Source organism: Streptomyces malaysiensis subsp. samsunensis, from assembly GCF_024519315.1.
GTDB classification, from domain to species: Bacteria; Actinomycetota; Actinomycetes; order Streptomycetales; family Streptomycetaceae; genus Streptomyces; species Streptomyces malaysiensis.
On record NZ_JANIIC010000011.1, the window covers coordinates 1 to 14,238 of the forward strand.

At 68.1% G+C, this 14,238-nt stretch carries 10 protein-coding genes and 2 tRNA genes; 9 read left to right on the forward strand and 3 right to left on the reverse strand.

Annotated elements, in window-relative coordinates:
- Positions 1–138 precede the first annotated feature (138 nt).
- The 4 genes from NQU54_RS11810 (at position 139) to NQU54_RS11825 (ending at position 4,239) form a co-directional block, all read left to right on the forward strand.
- Positions 139–858, forward strand: coding sequence for a TIGR02391 family protein (locus NQU54_RS11810; RefSeq protein ID WP_210565695.1), 720 nt, complete (start codon positions 139–141; stop codon positions 856–858).
- 504 nt (positions 859–1,362) lie between these two features.
- A tRNA-Phe gene (locus NQU54_RS11815) sits at positions 1,363–1,423 on the forward strand.
- A gap of 285 nt (positions 1,424–1,708) precedes the next feature.
- Entirely contained in the window at positions 1,709–2,923 is a 1,215-nt protein-coding gene (locus NQU54_RS11820) for an MFS transporter (protein ID WP_257631014.1), read from the forward strand.
- A gap of 224 nt (positions 2,924–3,147) precedes the next feature.
- Positions 3,148–4,239: a DUF1152 domain-containing protein gene (locus NQU54_RS11825; RefSeq protein ID WP_257631015.1), complete on the forward strand. Its 1,092-nt coding sequence runs from the start codon at positions 3,148–3,150 to the stop codon at positions 4,237–4,239.
- Positions 4,240–4,424: 185 nt separating this feature from the next.
- Here the strand turns inward: NQU54_RS11825 and NQU54_RS11830 are convergent, their stop codons facing one another.
- Positions 4,425–5,426 (reverse strand): ABC-2 transporter permease, encoded by a 1,002-nt coding sequence (locus NQU54_RS11830; RefSeq protein ID WP_257631016.1) that lies wholly within the window; start codon positions 5,424–5,426, stop codon positions 4,425–4,427.
- A 211-nt stretch (positions 5,427–5,637) separates the two neighbouring features.
- On the opposite strand from NQU54_RS11830, the gene hrpA reads away from it, so the two are divergent.
- From hrpA to NQU54_RS11845, 3 genes are all read left to right on the forward strand, one after another.
- Positions 5,638–9,636 (forward strand): ATP-dependent RNA helicase HrpA, encoded by a 3,999-nt coding sequence (hrpA, locus tag NQU54_RS11835; RefSeq protein ID WP_257631017.1) that lies wholly within the window; start codon positions 5,638–5,640, stop codon positions 9,634–9,636.
- A 138-nt stretch (positions 9,637–9,774) separates the two neighbouring features.
- Positions 9,775–9,849 (forward strand) — tRNA-Asp (locus tag NQU54_RS11840).
- A gap of 119 nt (positions 9,850–9,968) precedes the next feature.
- Positions 9,969–10,184 carry a DUF6274 family protein gene (locus tag NQU54_RS11845; protein ID WP_257631018.1) on the forward strand — a complete coding sequence of 72 codons (216 nt, stop codon included), beginning with the start codon at positions 9,969–9,971 and terminating at the stop codon, positions 10,182–10,184.
- A gap of 450 nt (positions 10,185–10,634) precedes the next feature.
- On the opposite strand, the gene bldC is transcribed toward NQU54_RS11845, so the two are convergent.
- The gene (gene bldC / locus NQU54_RS11850) at positions 10,635–10,841 is read right to left on the reverse strand and encodes a developmental transcriptional regulator BldC (RefSeq protein WP_020869672.1); all 207 of its coding nucleotides are present in this window, start codon (positions 10,839–10,841) and stop codon (positions 10,635–10,637) included.
- Between the two features lie 499 nt (positions 10,842–11,340).
- Positions 11,341–12,177 (reverse strand): DUF8083 family protein, encoded by an 837-nt coding sequence (locus tag NQU54_RS11855; RefSeq protein WP_069872806.1) that lies wholly within the window; start codon positions 12,175–12,177, stop codon positions 11,341–11,343.
- Positions 12,178–12,353: 176 nt separating this feature from the next.
- Here NQU54_RS11855 and NQU54_RS11860 point away from each other — a divergent pair, with 176 nt between their 5' ends.
- Both NQU54_RS11860 and NQU54_RS11865 read left to right on the forward strand, forming a co-directional pair.
- The gene (locus NQU54_RS11860) at positions 12,354–13,508 is read left to right on the forward strand and encodes a Leu/Phe/Val dehydrogenase (protein ID WP_069872804.1); all 1,155 of its coding nucleotides are present in this window, start codon (positions 12,354–12,356) and stop codon (positions 13,506–13,508) included.
- Positions 13,509–13,923: 415 nt separating this feature from the next.
- Complete coding sequence (locus NQU54_RS11865) at positions 13,924–14,178, forward strand: DUF3073 domain-containing protein (protein WP_069872802.1); 255 nt, start codon at positions 13,924–13,926, stop codon at positions 14,176–14,178.
- Positions 14,179–14,238: the final 60 nt, after the last annotated feature.

Sequence of the window (14,238 nt, forward strand, 5' to 3'; positions counted from 1 at the left end):
ACCCTTAGCGGGTACGCCAAGAGCTGCCCGATCCGCTTGCAAGCTCCAGCCCCAGACCGACCGCGAACCGCCACCTACAGGTTCATACGAAGTAGAAACTCCCTGACACTGCCAGCAACAATAGGTCAGTATGGAGGTATGACCAGGATTGCAGACGCCGAGTGGGCTATCTGTCAGCTCGACCGATTCATTGAACTCACAACCCTTCGAGGAGTGGACAGGTTATTTGGGATTCGAGAAAGGCGGCGCAAGGATGAGATCCTAGAGCTTTACTACATCGTCGAGAAAATCTTCAGTCACGTTGACCCGAGATGGCAAAGCAAACGAAGCATTCATCTCGATCGCCGCTGGGAACCGGACCGAGAGATGGCTATTCAGATTCGCACCCGCATCCTCAAGGAGGAAGACACCAAGGAGAAGCTGGGCGACAATTCCCCCCGCCTTAGCGCTGGATCACTCCATCCTTGGGTTTGGGATGGAGCAAGATCACTCTGGCAGAGTGGACATTTCCGAGAGGCTGTTACCGCGGCAGCGAAGCAAGTAAATGCAGAGGCGCAGAATAAGCTAGGCCGTCGGGATGTATCGGAGACAGCACTATTCAACTCGGCGTTCTCTACTGATGGCCCCAAACCTGGCCAGCCGCGCCTCCGGTTGGCTGCTGATGATGGAAGTGACACCTTTCGCAGTATTCAGAGAGGGGCACGGTCCTTTGCCGAGGGATGCTACGCGGGAATCCGGAACCCTAATAGCCATGAAGTCATGCTTGGCGATATACCCGAACATGAGGCGCTAGAGCACCTTGCTGCTTTCAGCATTCTGGCCCGCTGGATTGACAATTCATCCGTTAAATTTTCCTAAAGCCACCAAAAAGAGTTCTCGGAGGTACTGAACGACCGGTGATTCCACGCTCGGACCCTCGACCAGGTTCAACAGGGACGAGGCGCCTGTTTTCGGTACAGCACCGAATTACCGCCATTGGGACCCTCGCCGTCGCAGTTTCCGTCTCATTCAGCCCCGTTCACGGCCGTTCAGACGAGACCTGGAGCCGTCCCCGATTCGGTCACCAGCCACTCATGACCTCAGATGAACAGATCCGCACAAGCCCCATCACCCCGCCAGCAGACTTGGAACGCGTGCGCACGTGTCGGCTGTACAGCAGCGAAGTACAGCAACCATCGCGACAGCAGCCGACCACCACCAATCCCAGCCGACTGCCCGACCAGCGCAGCAGACCTCACTGACCGCCCATCCCGTAGTTCGGGACGAAGAGATCGTCTGACGCCAGCCGTGACGCCAACGGCCGCGTACGCCGACGCCAGCAGCGGACGTCAGCGGACCGCCGAGCCAGGCGAGACGGGCCCTGGCGGCCACCGCACCCCGCCTGAAAAGCGGAAGGTCGCCGGTTCGACCCCGGCCCCAGCCACCGCAGCCCTGAACTGGGCAAAGCCCCCTCCCGGTCCGTCCGGCAGGGGGCTTCTTCGTTGCCTGTGACGTCCGCTGATCAGATGTAGGCGCGGATGGCGAAGACGCCGATCTCCTTCTTGCCCGGCGGGCAGTGCACCGTGCGGCGCTGGACGTTCGGGACGGGGTCACGTCTCAGTGAGCGGAACGTCGGCATTCCCGCCACGAGAGCCAGCGGCGAACAATCCCCCAACACACCCGAGCCGCGGGTCTTGATCCCGTTCGAGGCGGCCATTGGAGAGCCGACATGGCAGACGTGAATGGCACCCCGCGCGACGTACGCAAGGCAGCTGTCGCAAGTTTGTTCGGTAGTGCATTGGAGTGGTACGACTTCTTCCTCTACGGCACGGCCGCCGCGCTCGTGTTCAACACCCTGTTCTTCCCGACCTTCGATCCGCTGGTGGGGACGATCGCCGCCTTCGGCACCAACGCGGTGGGGTTCCTCGCCCGGCCGTTGGGCGGCATCGTCTTCGGGCACTTCGGTGACCGGGTCGGTCGTAAGTCGATGCTGGTGACGACGCTTGTGATCATGGGCGTCGCGACCTGTCTGATCGGGCTGCTGTCCACCTATGGCGCCATCGAGGCCTGGGCGCCGATGCTGCTGGTGTCGCTGCGGATCGTGCAGGGCATCGCCGTGGGCGGTGAGTGGGGCGGCGGGGTGCTGATCGTCAGTGAACACGCGCCGAGTCACCGCCGCGGCTTCTACTCGGCCTGGAGCCAGACCGGCGTGGGACTCGGATTCGTCCTCTCCGCCTCGGCCTACGCGCTGGCCCAGGCGGTGACCACCAAGGAGTCGTCCCTCGCCTGGGGATGGCGCGTTCCGTTCGTGGTCGGCATCCTGCTCACCGCCGTCGGACTGCTGATCCGGCTCCGGATCATGGAGACGCCCGCGTTCCGGGAGAGGACATCGGAGCAGGAGAGGTCAGGGCCGCCGCTTCTCGATGTCATCCGCACCCACCCGAAGTCGATCCTGATCGCCTTCGGCGCGCGGGTCGCCGAGACCGGTGCGAGCTATCTCTTCCTCACCCTCAGCCTCTCCTACGCGGCCGAGGTCGGGGTGGGCAAGGGGGTGGTACTGACCGCGCTCGTGGTGGGGATGCTGTTCGAGTCGTTCGCGATGCCCCTGTTCGGGGCGCTCTCCGATCGCATCGGACGGCGCCCGGGGTATATCGGGGGCGCGATCGCGGTGATCGTCTGGGCCTATCCGTTCTTCGCGATGTTCGACTCGCGCAATCCGGTGCTGATCTCCGTGGCACTCTTCGTGGCCGTCGTGATCGGCCACGAAGCGATGATCGGCACCCAGCCGGCGTTCTTCACCGAGCTCTTCGCCAGCCGGGTGGCCTACGGCGGGCTCGCCCTGGGGCATGAGCTCGCGTCGATGATCGTCGGCGGGTTCTCGCCCATCGTCGCCACGCGCTGCTCGCCTGGGCGGGCGCGTCCTGGCCGGTCGCGCTGTTCATGATCGGTATGGGCATCGCCACCGTAATCGCCGTGGCGGCCGCTCCCGAGACCAACCCGCGCGTCCGCGAGGAACGCGAGGCTCCGGAGGAAGCCGAGGTGGAATCCCAGGCCGTCTGATGGGGGCCCGTCCCTCCCGGCGAGCCGGTTCCTCGCGGAGGGCTCACCGCGCGCCGACGGCGGCCTCCCGTCCGACGGTATCGGCCGTTCGCGCCGTACGCTGGGCGGATGACGCGGCTGATCGTGGCGGGCGGAGGTGGCGGGGACGCCGTTGCCGCCACGGTGATCGACCGGGCCCTGTACGGGGGCGGGACGGCGGACGACCGGGCGGTGGTCCTGACCTATGCCTGGGACCGGCTGCTCGTCGACCCCGTCCCCGGGCCCCGGCGAGCGGCCGACTTCACCGGGCTGCGGGCGCTGACGCCGAGCGTGTACGCCGTGCCCGAGGACGCGGGACCGGTGGCGCCGGCCGGGTCCACGCTGCCCCGGCTGGCCGCCGAGCTGCCGCACACCTTCGCCCTGCTCGACCCCCACCACGGCGTGGCGGGCATGGTCCGGCAGCTGGAGGAGCTGATCGAGCACCTGGCCCCGGCATCGATCGACCTGCTGGACGTGGGCGGGGACATCCTCGCGCGAGGGGATGAGCCGACGCTGCGAAGTCCGCTCGGGGACGCGCTCTCGCTCGCCGCCTGTGCGCAGGTGAACGCGGAGATTCGGCTGCTGGTCGCCGGTCCTGGGCTGGACGGGGAGATTCCGGTGGCGGTGCTGCGCGAACGGCTGGCGGCGGTGGTCCATACGCTGACCGCCGAGGACGTCGCGCCCATCGGCCCCGTCATGGAGTGGCATCCGTCGGAGGCCACCGGGATGCTCACGGCCACGGCGCGGGGGGTGCGCGGGCTGTGCGAGGTACGGGACGCGGGGCTCACCATTCCCCTGACGGACAACGCACCCGTGGTCCATCAGGCGGATCTCGACGCCGCCTTCCGCCGGAACCGGCTCGCCCAGGCCGTCGCCGACACGACCGGCCTCGCCGAGGCGGAGCGGCACTGCCGCGACATCTGCGGATGCTCGGAGATCGACTACGAGCGGGAGAAGGCCGCGCGGCTCGGGGCGGCGCCCGAGGGGCCGTTCCGGCCCAGGGCCGTACTCGCCGGGGTCGCCCGCTTCGCGGAGGAGGCCCGCGCCCGCGGGGTCAGCCACACCACGTTCCGCCGGCTCACCGAGGCCCTCGGGCTGAACGGTGTCCAACGCGCGGATCTGCGGGCCTTGCTGATCGGGACTCAGCCCGAGCGGTACGACGCCCCGCTGTGGCGGCTGTGATCCTCCGGATGGGCTATAGTTGATCTCGTAACGCCGCCCCGGAGGGCGGGAGTTGATGCGTCGGTCGTCTAAGGAAAGATACTCGTCTCCAAACGAGGGATGTAGGTGCAAGGCCTGCTCGGCGCTCTGTAGGAGAGTCCCTCCCCTGATCATCAGGGGAGGGACTTTTTTCGTATATCTCCCCGTCAGCACCGTGTCGGCGTCGCCCTCGGCGGTCGTCCGCCCGGGTGGCGGTGGCGCCAGGTCCAGAAGACCACCGCGGACACCAGGCACCAGCACACCAGCACCAGGAAGGGAAAGGCGTGCTGGTGGGCGTGGAAGTAGATCGCGGTGTGCTGGGCGTTGACCGAGGCACCCGGCGGGAGCCAGCGGCCGATGGTGCCGAGGAGGGAGGGGAGCAGGGGCCAGGAGACGGCGCCTCCGGAGGATGGGTTGCCCAGCAACACCAGCAGGCCCCAGGTGGGGATGAGCGCCCAGCGCCCGAAGAGGACGTTGAACATGGAGAACACCAGCCCCGAGGTGAACATCGTCAGCGCCAGGATCGCCCAGGACTCCGGGAAGGGGAGCGTCAGCGCGCCCAGCCCCTCGTCGACGATCACCGCGATCGTGAACGCGCCGAGCAGGGCGTACGCGACCATGAAGGCGACCCGCTCGGCCGGGTTGAGCGCGGAGGCGTTCACGCTGAGCTGGATGGCGCCGAGGAAGCCGATGATCGTGGCGGCCAGGGAGATGTAGAAGACCGCGAGGCCGCGCGGATCGCCGGGCTGTAGCGGTTTCACGTCCTTGACCGTGACCGGCACTCCGGTGACCCGGCCGACCTTGGCGGCGGTCTGGCCGAGCAACTGGGCGACGGTTGCCCCGGCCGCGCTCGCGACGTCCATCTGGACGCCGCGGCCGTGCCTCTCCAGGACCGTGAAGACCCGCTGCTCCTCCAGGGACCAGCGGGCCTTCGCATAGTTGGGGTAGGGGTGCACCCGGAGGGAGGCGTTCAGGGCCTGCTCCATCCCGGCGAGGAACCGCTTCATCGGGGCGTCGCCATGCTCGGTGACCACGACGGCGGCGGGGATGTTCCGGGGGGTGGGGTTCGCGAAGGCGTAGGTGTACGAGCCCGCGAAGAGCCCCGCGCCCGCGGAGACGATCAGCACGATGACGGTGGCGGGGAAGTAGGGGGACCGCTTGAAGGACATCCACACGGATGTGACGGACGTCCATGCCGATGTGGGGGACGTCCACACCGATCGCGGTGATCGGCGCTCGGGGTCTGGGCGCTGCGCCCGGTCATCGGCCATGAGGTCACGCTAAGGCGATGAACCCATACATATCGCATATGTCGCTCGACGCGGCGCGGACGGAAATGGTTCGCCAGCCGTTTTCCGGAGGTGAGATCCTGGGATCCGTATGTCCACCACGCCTGCCCCCGCCCTGCCCGCCCTGCTGGAGCGGCTGCCCGAGCTGATGCTGCGCGACCAGCAGCGGCTGGGGCGCCGACTCGACGGTGCGCGCCGGATCCGTAAACCCGAGGCCCGAGCGGCCGCGCTCGGCGAGATCGCCGAGGAGATCACTCGAGCCGAGCTGCGGGTCGCGGACCGCCGCGCCGCCGTACCGGCCGTCACCTATCCGGAAGAGCTGCCGGTCAGCCAGAAGAGGGACGCGATCCTCGAGGCCGTCCGGGATCACCAGGTGGTGATCGTCGCGGGTGAGACCGGCTCCGGGAAGACCACCCAGATTCCGAAGATCTGCATGGAGCTGGGGCGCGGCGTCAAGGGCCTTATCGGCCATACGCAGCCGCGCCGTATCGCGGCCCGCACCGTGGCCGAGCGCATCGCCGAGGAGCTGCGGTCGCCGCTGGGCGAGTCCGTCGGCTGGAGGGTCCGCTTCACCGACCAGGTGAGCCAGGACACCCACGTCAAGCTGATGACCGACGGCATTCTGCTCGCCGAGATCCAGACCGACCGCGAGCTGCGCCAGTACGACACGATCATCATCGACGAGGCCCATGAGCGCAGCCTCAACATCGACTTCCTGCTCGGCTATCTGGCCCAGCTGCTGCCCCGCCGCCCCGACCTCAAGGTCGTGATCACCTCCGCCACCATCGACCCCGAGCGCTTCTCCCGCCATTTCGGCGACGCGCCGATCGTCGAGGTCAGCGGGCGTACGTATCCGGTCGAGGTGCGCTACCGCCCGCTGCTGGAGGAGGGCGGCGAGGACAGCGACCGAGACCAGATCACCGCGATCTGCGACGCGGTCGACGAGCTCCAGGCCGAGGGCCCCGGCGACATCCTGGTCTTCCTCTCCGGCGAGCGGGAGATCCGCGACACCGCCGACGCGCTGAACAAGAAGAAGCTCCCGGTCACCGAGGTGCTTCCGCTGTACGCCCGGCTGTCGCACGCCGAGCAGCACCGGGTCTTCCAGAGACACACCGGCCGCCGGATCGTGCTGGCGACGAACGTCGCCGAGACCTCGCTGACCGTCCCCGGTATCCGCTATGTGATCGACCCGGGCACCGCCCGGATCTCCCGCTACAGCCATCGCACCAAGGTCCAGCGGCTGCCCATCGAGCCGATCTCGCAGGCCAGCGCCAATCAGCGCAAGGGCCGCTGCGGCCGTACCAGCGACGGCATCTGCGTCCGGCTGTACTCCGAGGACGACTTCCTCACCCGCCCGGAGTTCACCGACGCCGAGATCCTGCGGACCAACCTGGCCTCCGTCATCCTCCAGATGACCGCAGCCGGCCTCGGCGACATCGAGAAGTTCCCCTTCATCGACCCGCCGGACCGCCGCAACATCAAGGACGGCATCCAGCTCCTGGAGGAGCTGCACGCCCTGGACGGCAAGCAGAAGGACCCGCGCAAGCGGCTCACCCAGGTCGGCCGGAAGCTGGCCCAGCTGCCGGTGGACCCGCGGCTGGCCCGGATGGTGCTGGAGGCGGACCGCAACGGCTGCGTCCGTGAGGTCATGGTGATCGCGGCGGCGCTGTCCATCCAGGACCCGCGCGAGCGCCCCTCGGACAAGCAGCAGCAGGCGGATCAGCAGCATGCCCGCTTCAAGGACGAGTCCAGCGACTTCCTGGCCTTCCTCAATCTGTGGAAGTACGTCCGGGAGCGGCAGAAGGAGCTGTCGTCCTCGGCCTTCCGCCGGATGTGCCGCCATGAGTATCTCAACTACCTGCGCATACGCGAATGGCAGGACATCTACAGCCAGCTGCGCACGGTCGCCAAGACCATGGACATCCATATGTCCGAGCAGGACGCGGCGCCCGATCGCGTCCATCAGTCGCTGCTGGCCGGGCTGCTGTCGCACATCGGCCTCAGGAGCGCCGGGGTGGAGGGCGGGAAGGACAGTGGGAAGGACGCCGGGAGGAACGCCGGGCGGGAAGGCGGGAAGAACACAGCCAAGAACGAGTACGTGGGCGCCCGGAGCGCCAAGTTCGCGGTCTTCCCCGGCTCGGCGCTGTTCAAGAAGCCGCCGCACTGGGTGATGTCGGCGGAGCTGGTGGAGACCTCCCGGCTGTGGGCGCGGGTCAACGCGAAGATCGAGCCGGAGTGGATCGAGCCGCTCGCCCAGCACCTGGTCAAACGTACCTACAGCGAACCGCACTGGGAGCAGAAGCAGGCCGCGGTGATGGCGTTTGAGCGGGTCACGCTCTACGGGGTGCCGATCGTCGCCCAACGGAAGGTCAACTACGGCCGGATCGACCCCGAGACCAGCCGCGATCTGTTCATCCGCAACGCCCTGGTGGAGGGCGACTGGCGCACCCACCACCAGTTCTTCCTCGACAACCGCAAACTGCTGGGCGAGGTCGAGGAGCTGGAGCACCGGGCCCGGCGCCGCGACATCCTCGTGGACGACGAGACGCTCTTCGACTTCTACGACCAGCGGATCCCCGAGCATGTGGTGTCCGGCGCCCACTTCGACTCCTGGTGGAAGCACAAGCGACGCGAAGAGCCGGAGCTTCTCAACTTCGAGAAGTCGATGCTCATCAACGAGCGGGCGCAGGACGTCACCAAGGACGCCTATCCGGACTCCTGGCGCCAGGGGAAGCTCAAGTTCCGGGTGACCTACCAGTTCGAGCCGGGGGCGGACGCGGACGGTGTGACCGTCCACATCCCGCTCCAGGTGCTGAATCAGGTCACCGCGGACGGATTCGACTGGCAGATTCCGGGGCTGCGCGAGGATCTGGTCACCGAGCTGATCCGCTCGCTGCCCAAACCGGTCCGCCGGCACTACGTCCCGGCGCCCAACTACGCCAAGCGCTTCCTGGAAAGCGCTGTCCCCCTCCAGGGGCCGCTGACGGCGGCGCTCGAGCGCGAGCTCCACCGGATGGTGGGCGTACGGATCGAGCCGGAGGACTGGGACCTGGCGAAGGTCCCCGACCATCTGAAGATCACCTTCCGGGTGGTGGACGAGCGGCGCCGCAAGCTGGCCGAGGACAAGGACCTGGAGGCGCTGAAGCTGCGGCTGCGGCCGAAGACGCGGGCCGCGATCTCCAAGGCGTTCGAGTCCTCCAAGGAGGCCGTGGGGATCGAGCAGCGCGGCGGGCTGACCCGGTGGACGGTCGGGACGCTGCCGCGCACCTTCGAGACGCGCCGCGGCGGCCAGCCGGTCAAGGCGTATCCGGCGCTGGTCGACGAGGGCGCTTCGGTGGCCGTACGGCTCTTCGACACCGAGGCCGAGCAGCGGGAGGCCATGTGGCGCGGGACGCGTCGGCTGATCCTGCTCCAGCTGCCGTCCAACCCCGCCAAGTTCGTCCAGGGCAAGCTCTCCAACCAGGCCAAGCTGGCGCTCTCCAGCAGCCCGCACGGCAGTGTGCAGGCGCTCTTCGACGACTGCGTGTCCGCGGCGGCCGACCGGCTGATCGCGACCCGTGGTGGCCCGTCCTGGGACGAGGAGTCGTTCCGCAAGCTCTTCGACGCCGTGCGCACCGACATCATGGACGCCACGCTGGACACGGTCCGCAAGGTCCAGGAGGTGCTGGCCGCCTGGCAGTCGTGCGAGCGGCGGCTCAAGGCCACCAGCAGCCCGGTGCTGCTGCCGTCCCTCACGGACATCCGGGAGCAGCTCTCGGAGCTCATCACACCGGGTTTCGTGACCGCCCACGGCGTACGGCGGCTGCCGGACCTCATGCGCTATCTGGTGGCCGTGGACCGGCGGCTCCAGCAGCTTCCGGGCAACGCCGACCGGGACCGCGCCCGGATGGCGAAGGTGCGGGAGATGCGGGACGAGTACGCCTGGCTGCTGGAGCAGTTCCGGCCCGGACGCCCGGTGCCCCAGGAGGCGCTGGAGATCCGCTGGATGATCGAGGAGCTGCGGGTCAGCTACTTCGCGCACGCCCTCGGCACGGCCTATCCGGTGTCCGACAAGCGCATCGTCAAGGCCATCGACGCGGCGGCGCCGTAAGGGTGTCCCAGGGGCTCCGGCGGGCCGCCGGAGCCCCGCCGGGCGCGAGTTCGACCGCACCCCCTGACCTGCTGTAGAGTCTGCATCGCAGCGCAACACCGCGCGGCGCCGGGCGGCGAAGCCGCTGGCGTCAGTGTTGGTCCTGTGGAGCAGTTTGGAGTGCTCGCCACCCTGTCAAGGTGGAGGCCGCGGGTTCAAATCCCGTCAGGACCGCTTAACCGGAAGGCCCGGATCCGTTCATGGATCCGGGCCTTTGGCGTCTTGACGGCGCACCACACCCGGAGGTACCCAAACTAAAAGGTGTGCGTGGGGGTGCGCGGGAGGTGCGGCGTATGACGACGTCCGCGAAGCATGAGACCAGGGCGCTGCTGCGCGCCCATCTGGCGGCCGCCACCGGCTACCGCCACTTCACCCGGCACTGTCCGGTCTGCCATCGTCTGCTGCGGCTGGCGATGGAGCCCTCGGCGGCCGATGAGACGAGTGACGGGGCCGGCGACAGGGCAGGTCATGAGGGAGCGACGGCGGCCGCGCCACCGCCAACTCGGTAAACCCTTACCGCAGTTGCCCCTTAGCGCAACAACTGGGCATAAGGCAAGAGTTGGGGAGGGTGACGGGAGTCACCGAATGGGTTTCCGGAGTGAGGGAACTTACACGCCACTCACCATGGGTCAATTTAATATATGCAATTGCACCCTCTGTCCGGGCCTCCCGCGAGGCCCCTGAGAGACCCCCGGGAGCCTCCCCGAAACCCCCTCGGACCACGCCGGAGAGCCCGAACGATTGCCCTTCCAGGGGCACTTGAGAGCCCTGGCGACACACCCCGAAGGGCCGCTGCCAGGGCATAAAAAGATCGCGCCGGACCCGGCGGAGTCCAGCGCGATCAACGACGCACCCATGTCGAGCGGTGGCGGGCCTGTTGGGGCAGGCACCCGTCGTGGTGGAGCTATACGGGCGAAAGCCGGGCTGGGGGGCCCGAAAACGCCCGGTTATGCGGTTGTTCAGCCCTCGCTGCGCTGCTGGGGGATGCCCGCAAGAAGTGCACGGACCTCCGCTTCGCGGTAGCGCCGATGCCCTCCCAGCGTGCGGATCGACGTGAGCTTGCCTGCCTTCGCCCAGCGAGTGACCGTCTTCGGGTCCACGCGGAACATCGTGGCAACCTCAGCCGGGGTCAGCAGCGGCTCGGCATCAGGGGTGCGAGCGGTCATGAGCGGCCTCCTCGGGAGAACCGAACCATCACGGTTCTTTCCTCTAAATTCTGCACCTTGACCCACGTTGCCCGAAATGGCGGACGCGGGCCGAGTCGGTTATAGGACGAACGGCTTGTCCTCGGCACTACAACTACACCATCTGTCCAGCCCCGTCGGCCAAACCGATGGAATTGCCCTCTCAGGTGTCCAACCTCGACGGAAGCCGATGGACCATGCCATAGCGGACAGTCACACAGCCGTGACGATTAGTCACAACAGGATCAGGGGTAACCAGATCCATCAAGGAGTGCAATACCGATGAATCCGCCCATAGTTGGGCGGAAGGAGCCCCTCCCGGGCTCCTTGTCCTATTTTGACACGAGGGTGGGCGATTACCGCAAGGCCCGAAGTCAGTGCTTTAGGTCACGATTGAGGCAATGGCCCGGATCGGGACCTACGTCCCCTCTGTACCGGACAACCGCTCGACCGCCCTCCCGGGCGCCCGGTCCGGCCGGGCTCAGCTCGCGTTCTGCCGCCCGCGGACCACGCTCCAGCGGTCGGTCAGCCGCTCGTACGCGCCCCCCGCCCGCTCCCCGTCGCCGTCGCGCAGGGCCGCGAGGCCCTCCGCCACGTCCGCGGCCGAGTGGTCGTCCTCCAGCTGTCCGGCCGGCAACGTGTGCACCAGACCGCCGTAGTCCAGCTCGACCAGCGACCGGGGGTGGAACTCCTCGAGCCACCGGCCGACGTCCACGAGCCCGTCGATCAGCGGCCCCTCGCCGAGAGCCTCCTTGAGCACCTTAAGGCCACGCGCCACTCGGCGCCTGGCCTGGACCATTGGAGTGCGGTAGCGGAGGATGAGACTCTCGTCACCCTTGGTGAATTCGCGCTCCTCGTCGCCGAAGAGCACGAACCAGCGGACCGGCACATGCCAGGTGGCCGAGCGGATCCACGGCCGGGCGTCGGGGTTGCGCTCCAGCCACCGCTCGAAGTCCGCCACCGCCTGCCGGCGGACCACCGGGGGCAGGGCCGCGTCCAGAAGGGGCCCGGGAAGGCGCTCCGGCAGCTCCTCCAGGGCCAGCCAGCCCCTCAGCCGGGTCCGCCACGGGCAGACGCATGTGACGCCGTCCACGAGCGCCACGAAGGCGTCCGCGCTCTCGTGCACCGGAACCGCCACCGGAGGGACGGGCAGGAGGTCCGCGAGCGAGCGGCGCAGCTCGTCCTGCGCACCCGGCAGGTCGTCGCGCTTGGCATACCGCGCCCAGTGCGATCGCTCCGGCTCCGGAAACGCTGCCAGTGGCTCATAGACCCGGAGATACGCCGCGTACGGGACAATCACCGAAGACGCCAAGGTCACACGCGCTCCCTCAAGGCTGAGACCACCGCCAGGGGCTCCCTTACCCCCACCTGACGGCATCGTCCCATGCCCGGCATCCGGACTCGTCGGGGACATGGCCGATCCCCCAGGGCCCCAGGGCTTACCCTCTTGCCCACGGCCCTCCCCACCAGCAAGGAGGGCGTCTACTCCGACCTATGGGAGTCACCACCGTGACCGACGTACGTCACACCGTCAGTGCCGACGGTCCGACGGAGAGTCGCGTGCCGAACCCTCTCTCACCGCTTTCGACGCTCTTCCGGTCCGATCTCGGCGGGCATGAGCAGGTGCTGCTCTGCCAGGACCGGGAGAGCGGCCTGAAGGCGATCATCGCGATCCACTCGACCGCCCTGGGCCCGGCCCTCGGCGGCACCCGCTTCCATCCCTACGCCTCCGAGGAGCACCCCGAAGAAGCGGCGCTCCTCGACGCCCTCAACCTCGCCCGCGGCATGTCCTACAAGAACGCTCTCGCCGGGCTCGACCACGGTGGCGGCAAGGCCGTGATCCTCGGCGACCCCGAGGAGATCAAGACCGAAAAGCTGCTGCTCGCCTACGGCCGCTTCGTGGCCTCTCTGGGCGGCCGCTACGTCACCGCCTGCGATGTGGGCACCTATGTGTCCGACATGGACGTCGTCGCCCGTGAGTGCCCCTGGACCACCGGCCGCTCGCCCGAGAACGGCGGCGCCGGGGACTCCTCGGTGCTGACCGCGTTCGGCGTCTTCCAGGGGATGCGGGCGAGCGCCCAGGCATCCTGGGGCGCGCCCACGCTGCGCGGCCGCCGGGTCGGCATCGCCGGTGTCGGCAAGGTCGGCCACCATCTGGTCGACCATCTGCTGGAGGACGGCGCCGAGGTCGTGGTCACGGATGTGCGGAGCGAGTCGGTGGACCGTGTGCTGGCCCGCCACCCCCGCGTCCAGGCGGTCCGGGACACCGACGCGCTGGTCCGCGCCGACCTGGACGTCTACGCCCCCTGTGCGCTCGGCGGCGCCCTGGACGACGCCACGGTGCCCGTCCTGACCGCGAAGATCGTGTGCGGCGCGGCCAACAACCAGCTGGCCCACCCGGGCGTCGAGAAGGACCTGGCCGGGCGCGGGATCCTCTACGCCCCGGACTACGTGGTGAACGCCGGTGGCGTCATCCAGGTGGCGGATGAACTGCACGGTTTCGATTTCGATCGGGCCAAGGCGAAGGCGGCCAAGATCTTCGATACGACTTTGGCCATATTCGATCGGGCACGGACCGATGGCATTCCGCCCGCCGCGGCCGCCGACCGGCTGGCCGAGCACCGGATGGCAGAGGGCCACGACGCCTGAGCCATGCCCGTGGCAGGTGCCACCGTCATGGCCCGCCGGCGCCACAGGACCGCCGGAAGCGTCTGAGAGGCGCTGTGAGACCACGCGGACAGGCTGTGCGGGTTCTTGTCCGAGGCCGCCGAACGGGGGACGTGAGAGCCCCTTGGAGGCCATCGGCGAGAGATCCCTCACGGCCTGTCGGCGGGTCGGCGCACAAGACACGTTAAAATCGCAGCTGACCAGCGAGGAACGGGCTCCTCGCGGGTTCTGCCTCGTGGCACGTCGTGTGGGCGACGTACCGTATGGCCACAGAAGCAGGTACCGTTGAAGCCCTACGGACCGCGGTCTCTCTCCTGAGAGCCCGCTCCGATTTATGAACGTGAACGCGTGTCAAGACTCTGGGGCCGTCGAGCCCCGTCGTTGAGGGGGTCGAGCCATGGGGCGCGGCCGGGCCAAGGCCAAGCAGACGAAGGTCGCCCGCCAGCTGAAGTACAACAGCGGTGGGACGGATCTCTCACGCCTGGCCGAGGAGCTGGGCGCATCGCCAACGAACCAGCCGCCGAATGGTGAGCGGTTCGAGGACGATGAGCTGGACGACGACCCGTACGCACAGTACGCGGATCTGTACAACGACGATGAGGACGAGGACGACGACCAGTCCGATCCGTCCCCGCAGCGTCGCCGGGCCTGAACCACCCGTTCCAGCTGCTCGGCTCATCGCCGCACACCTTCACCGGTCCGGGGCACCCGC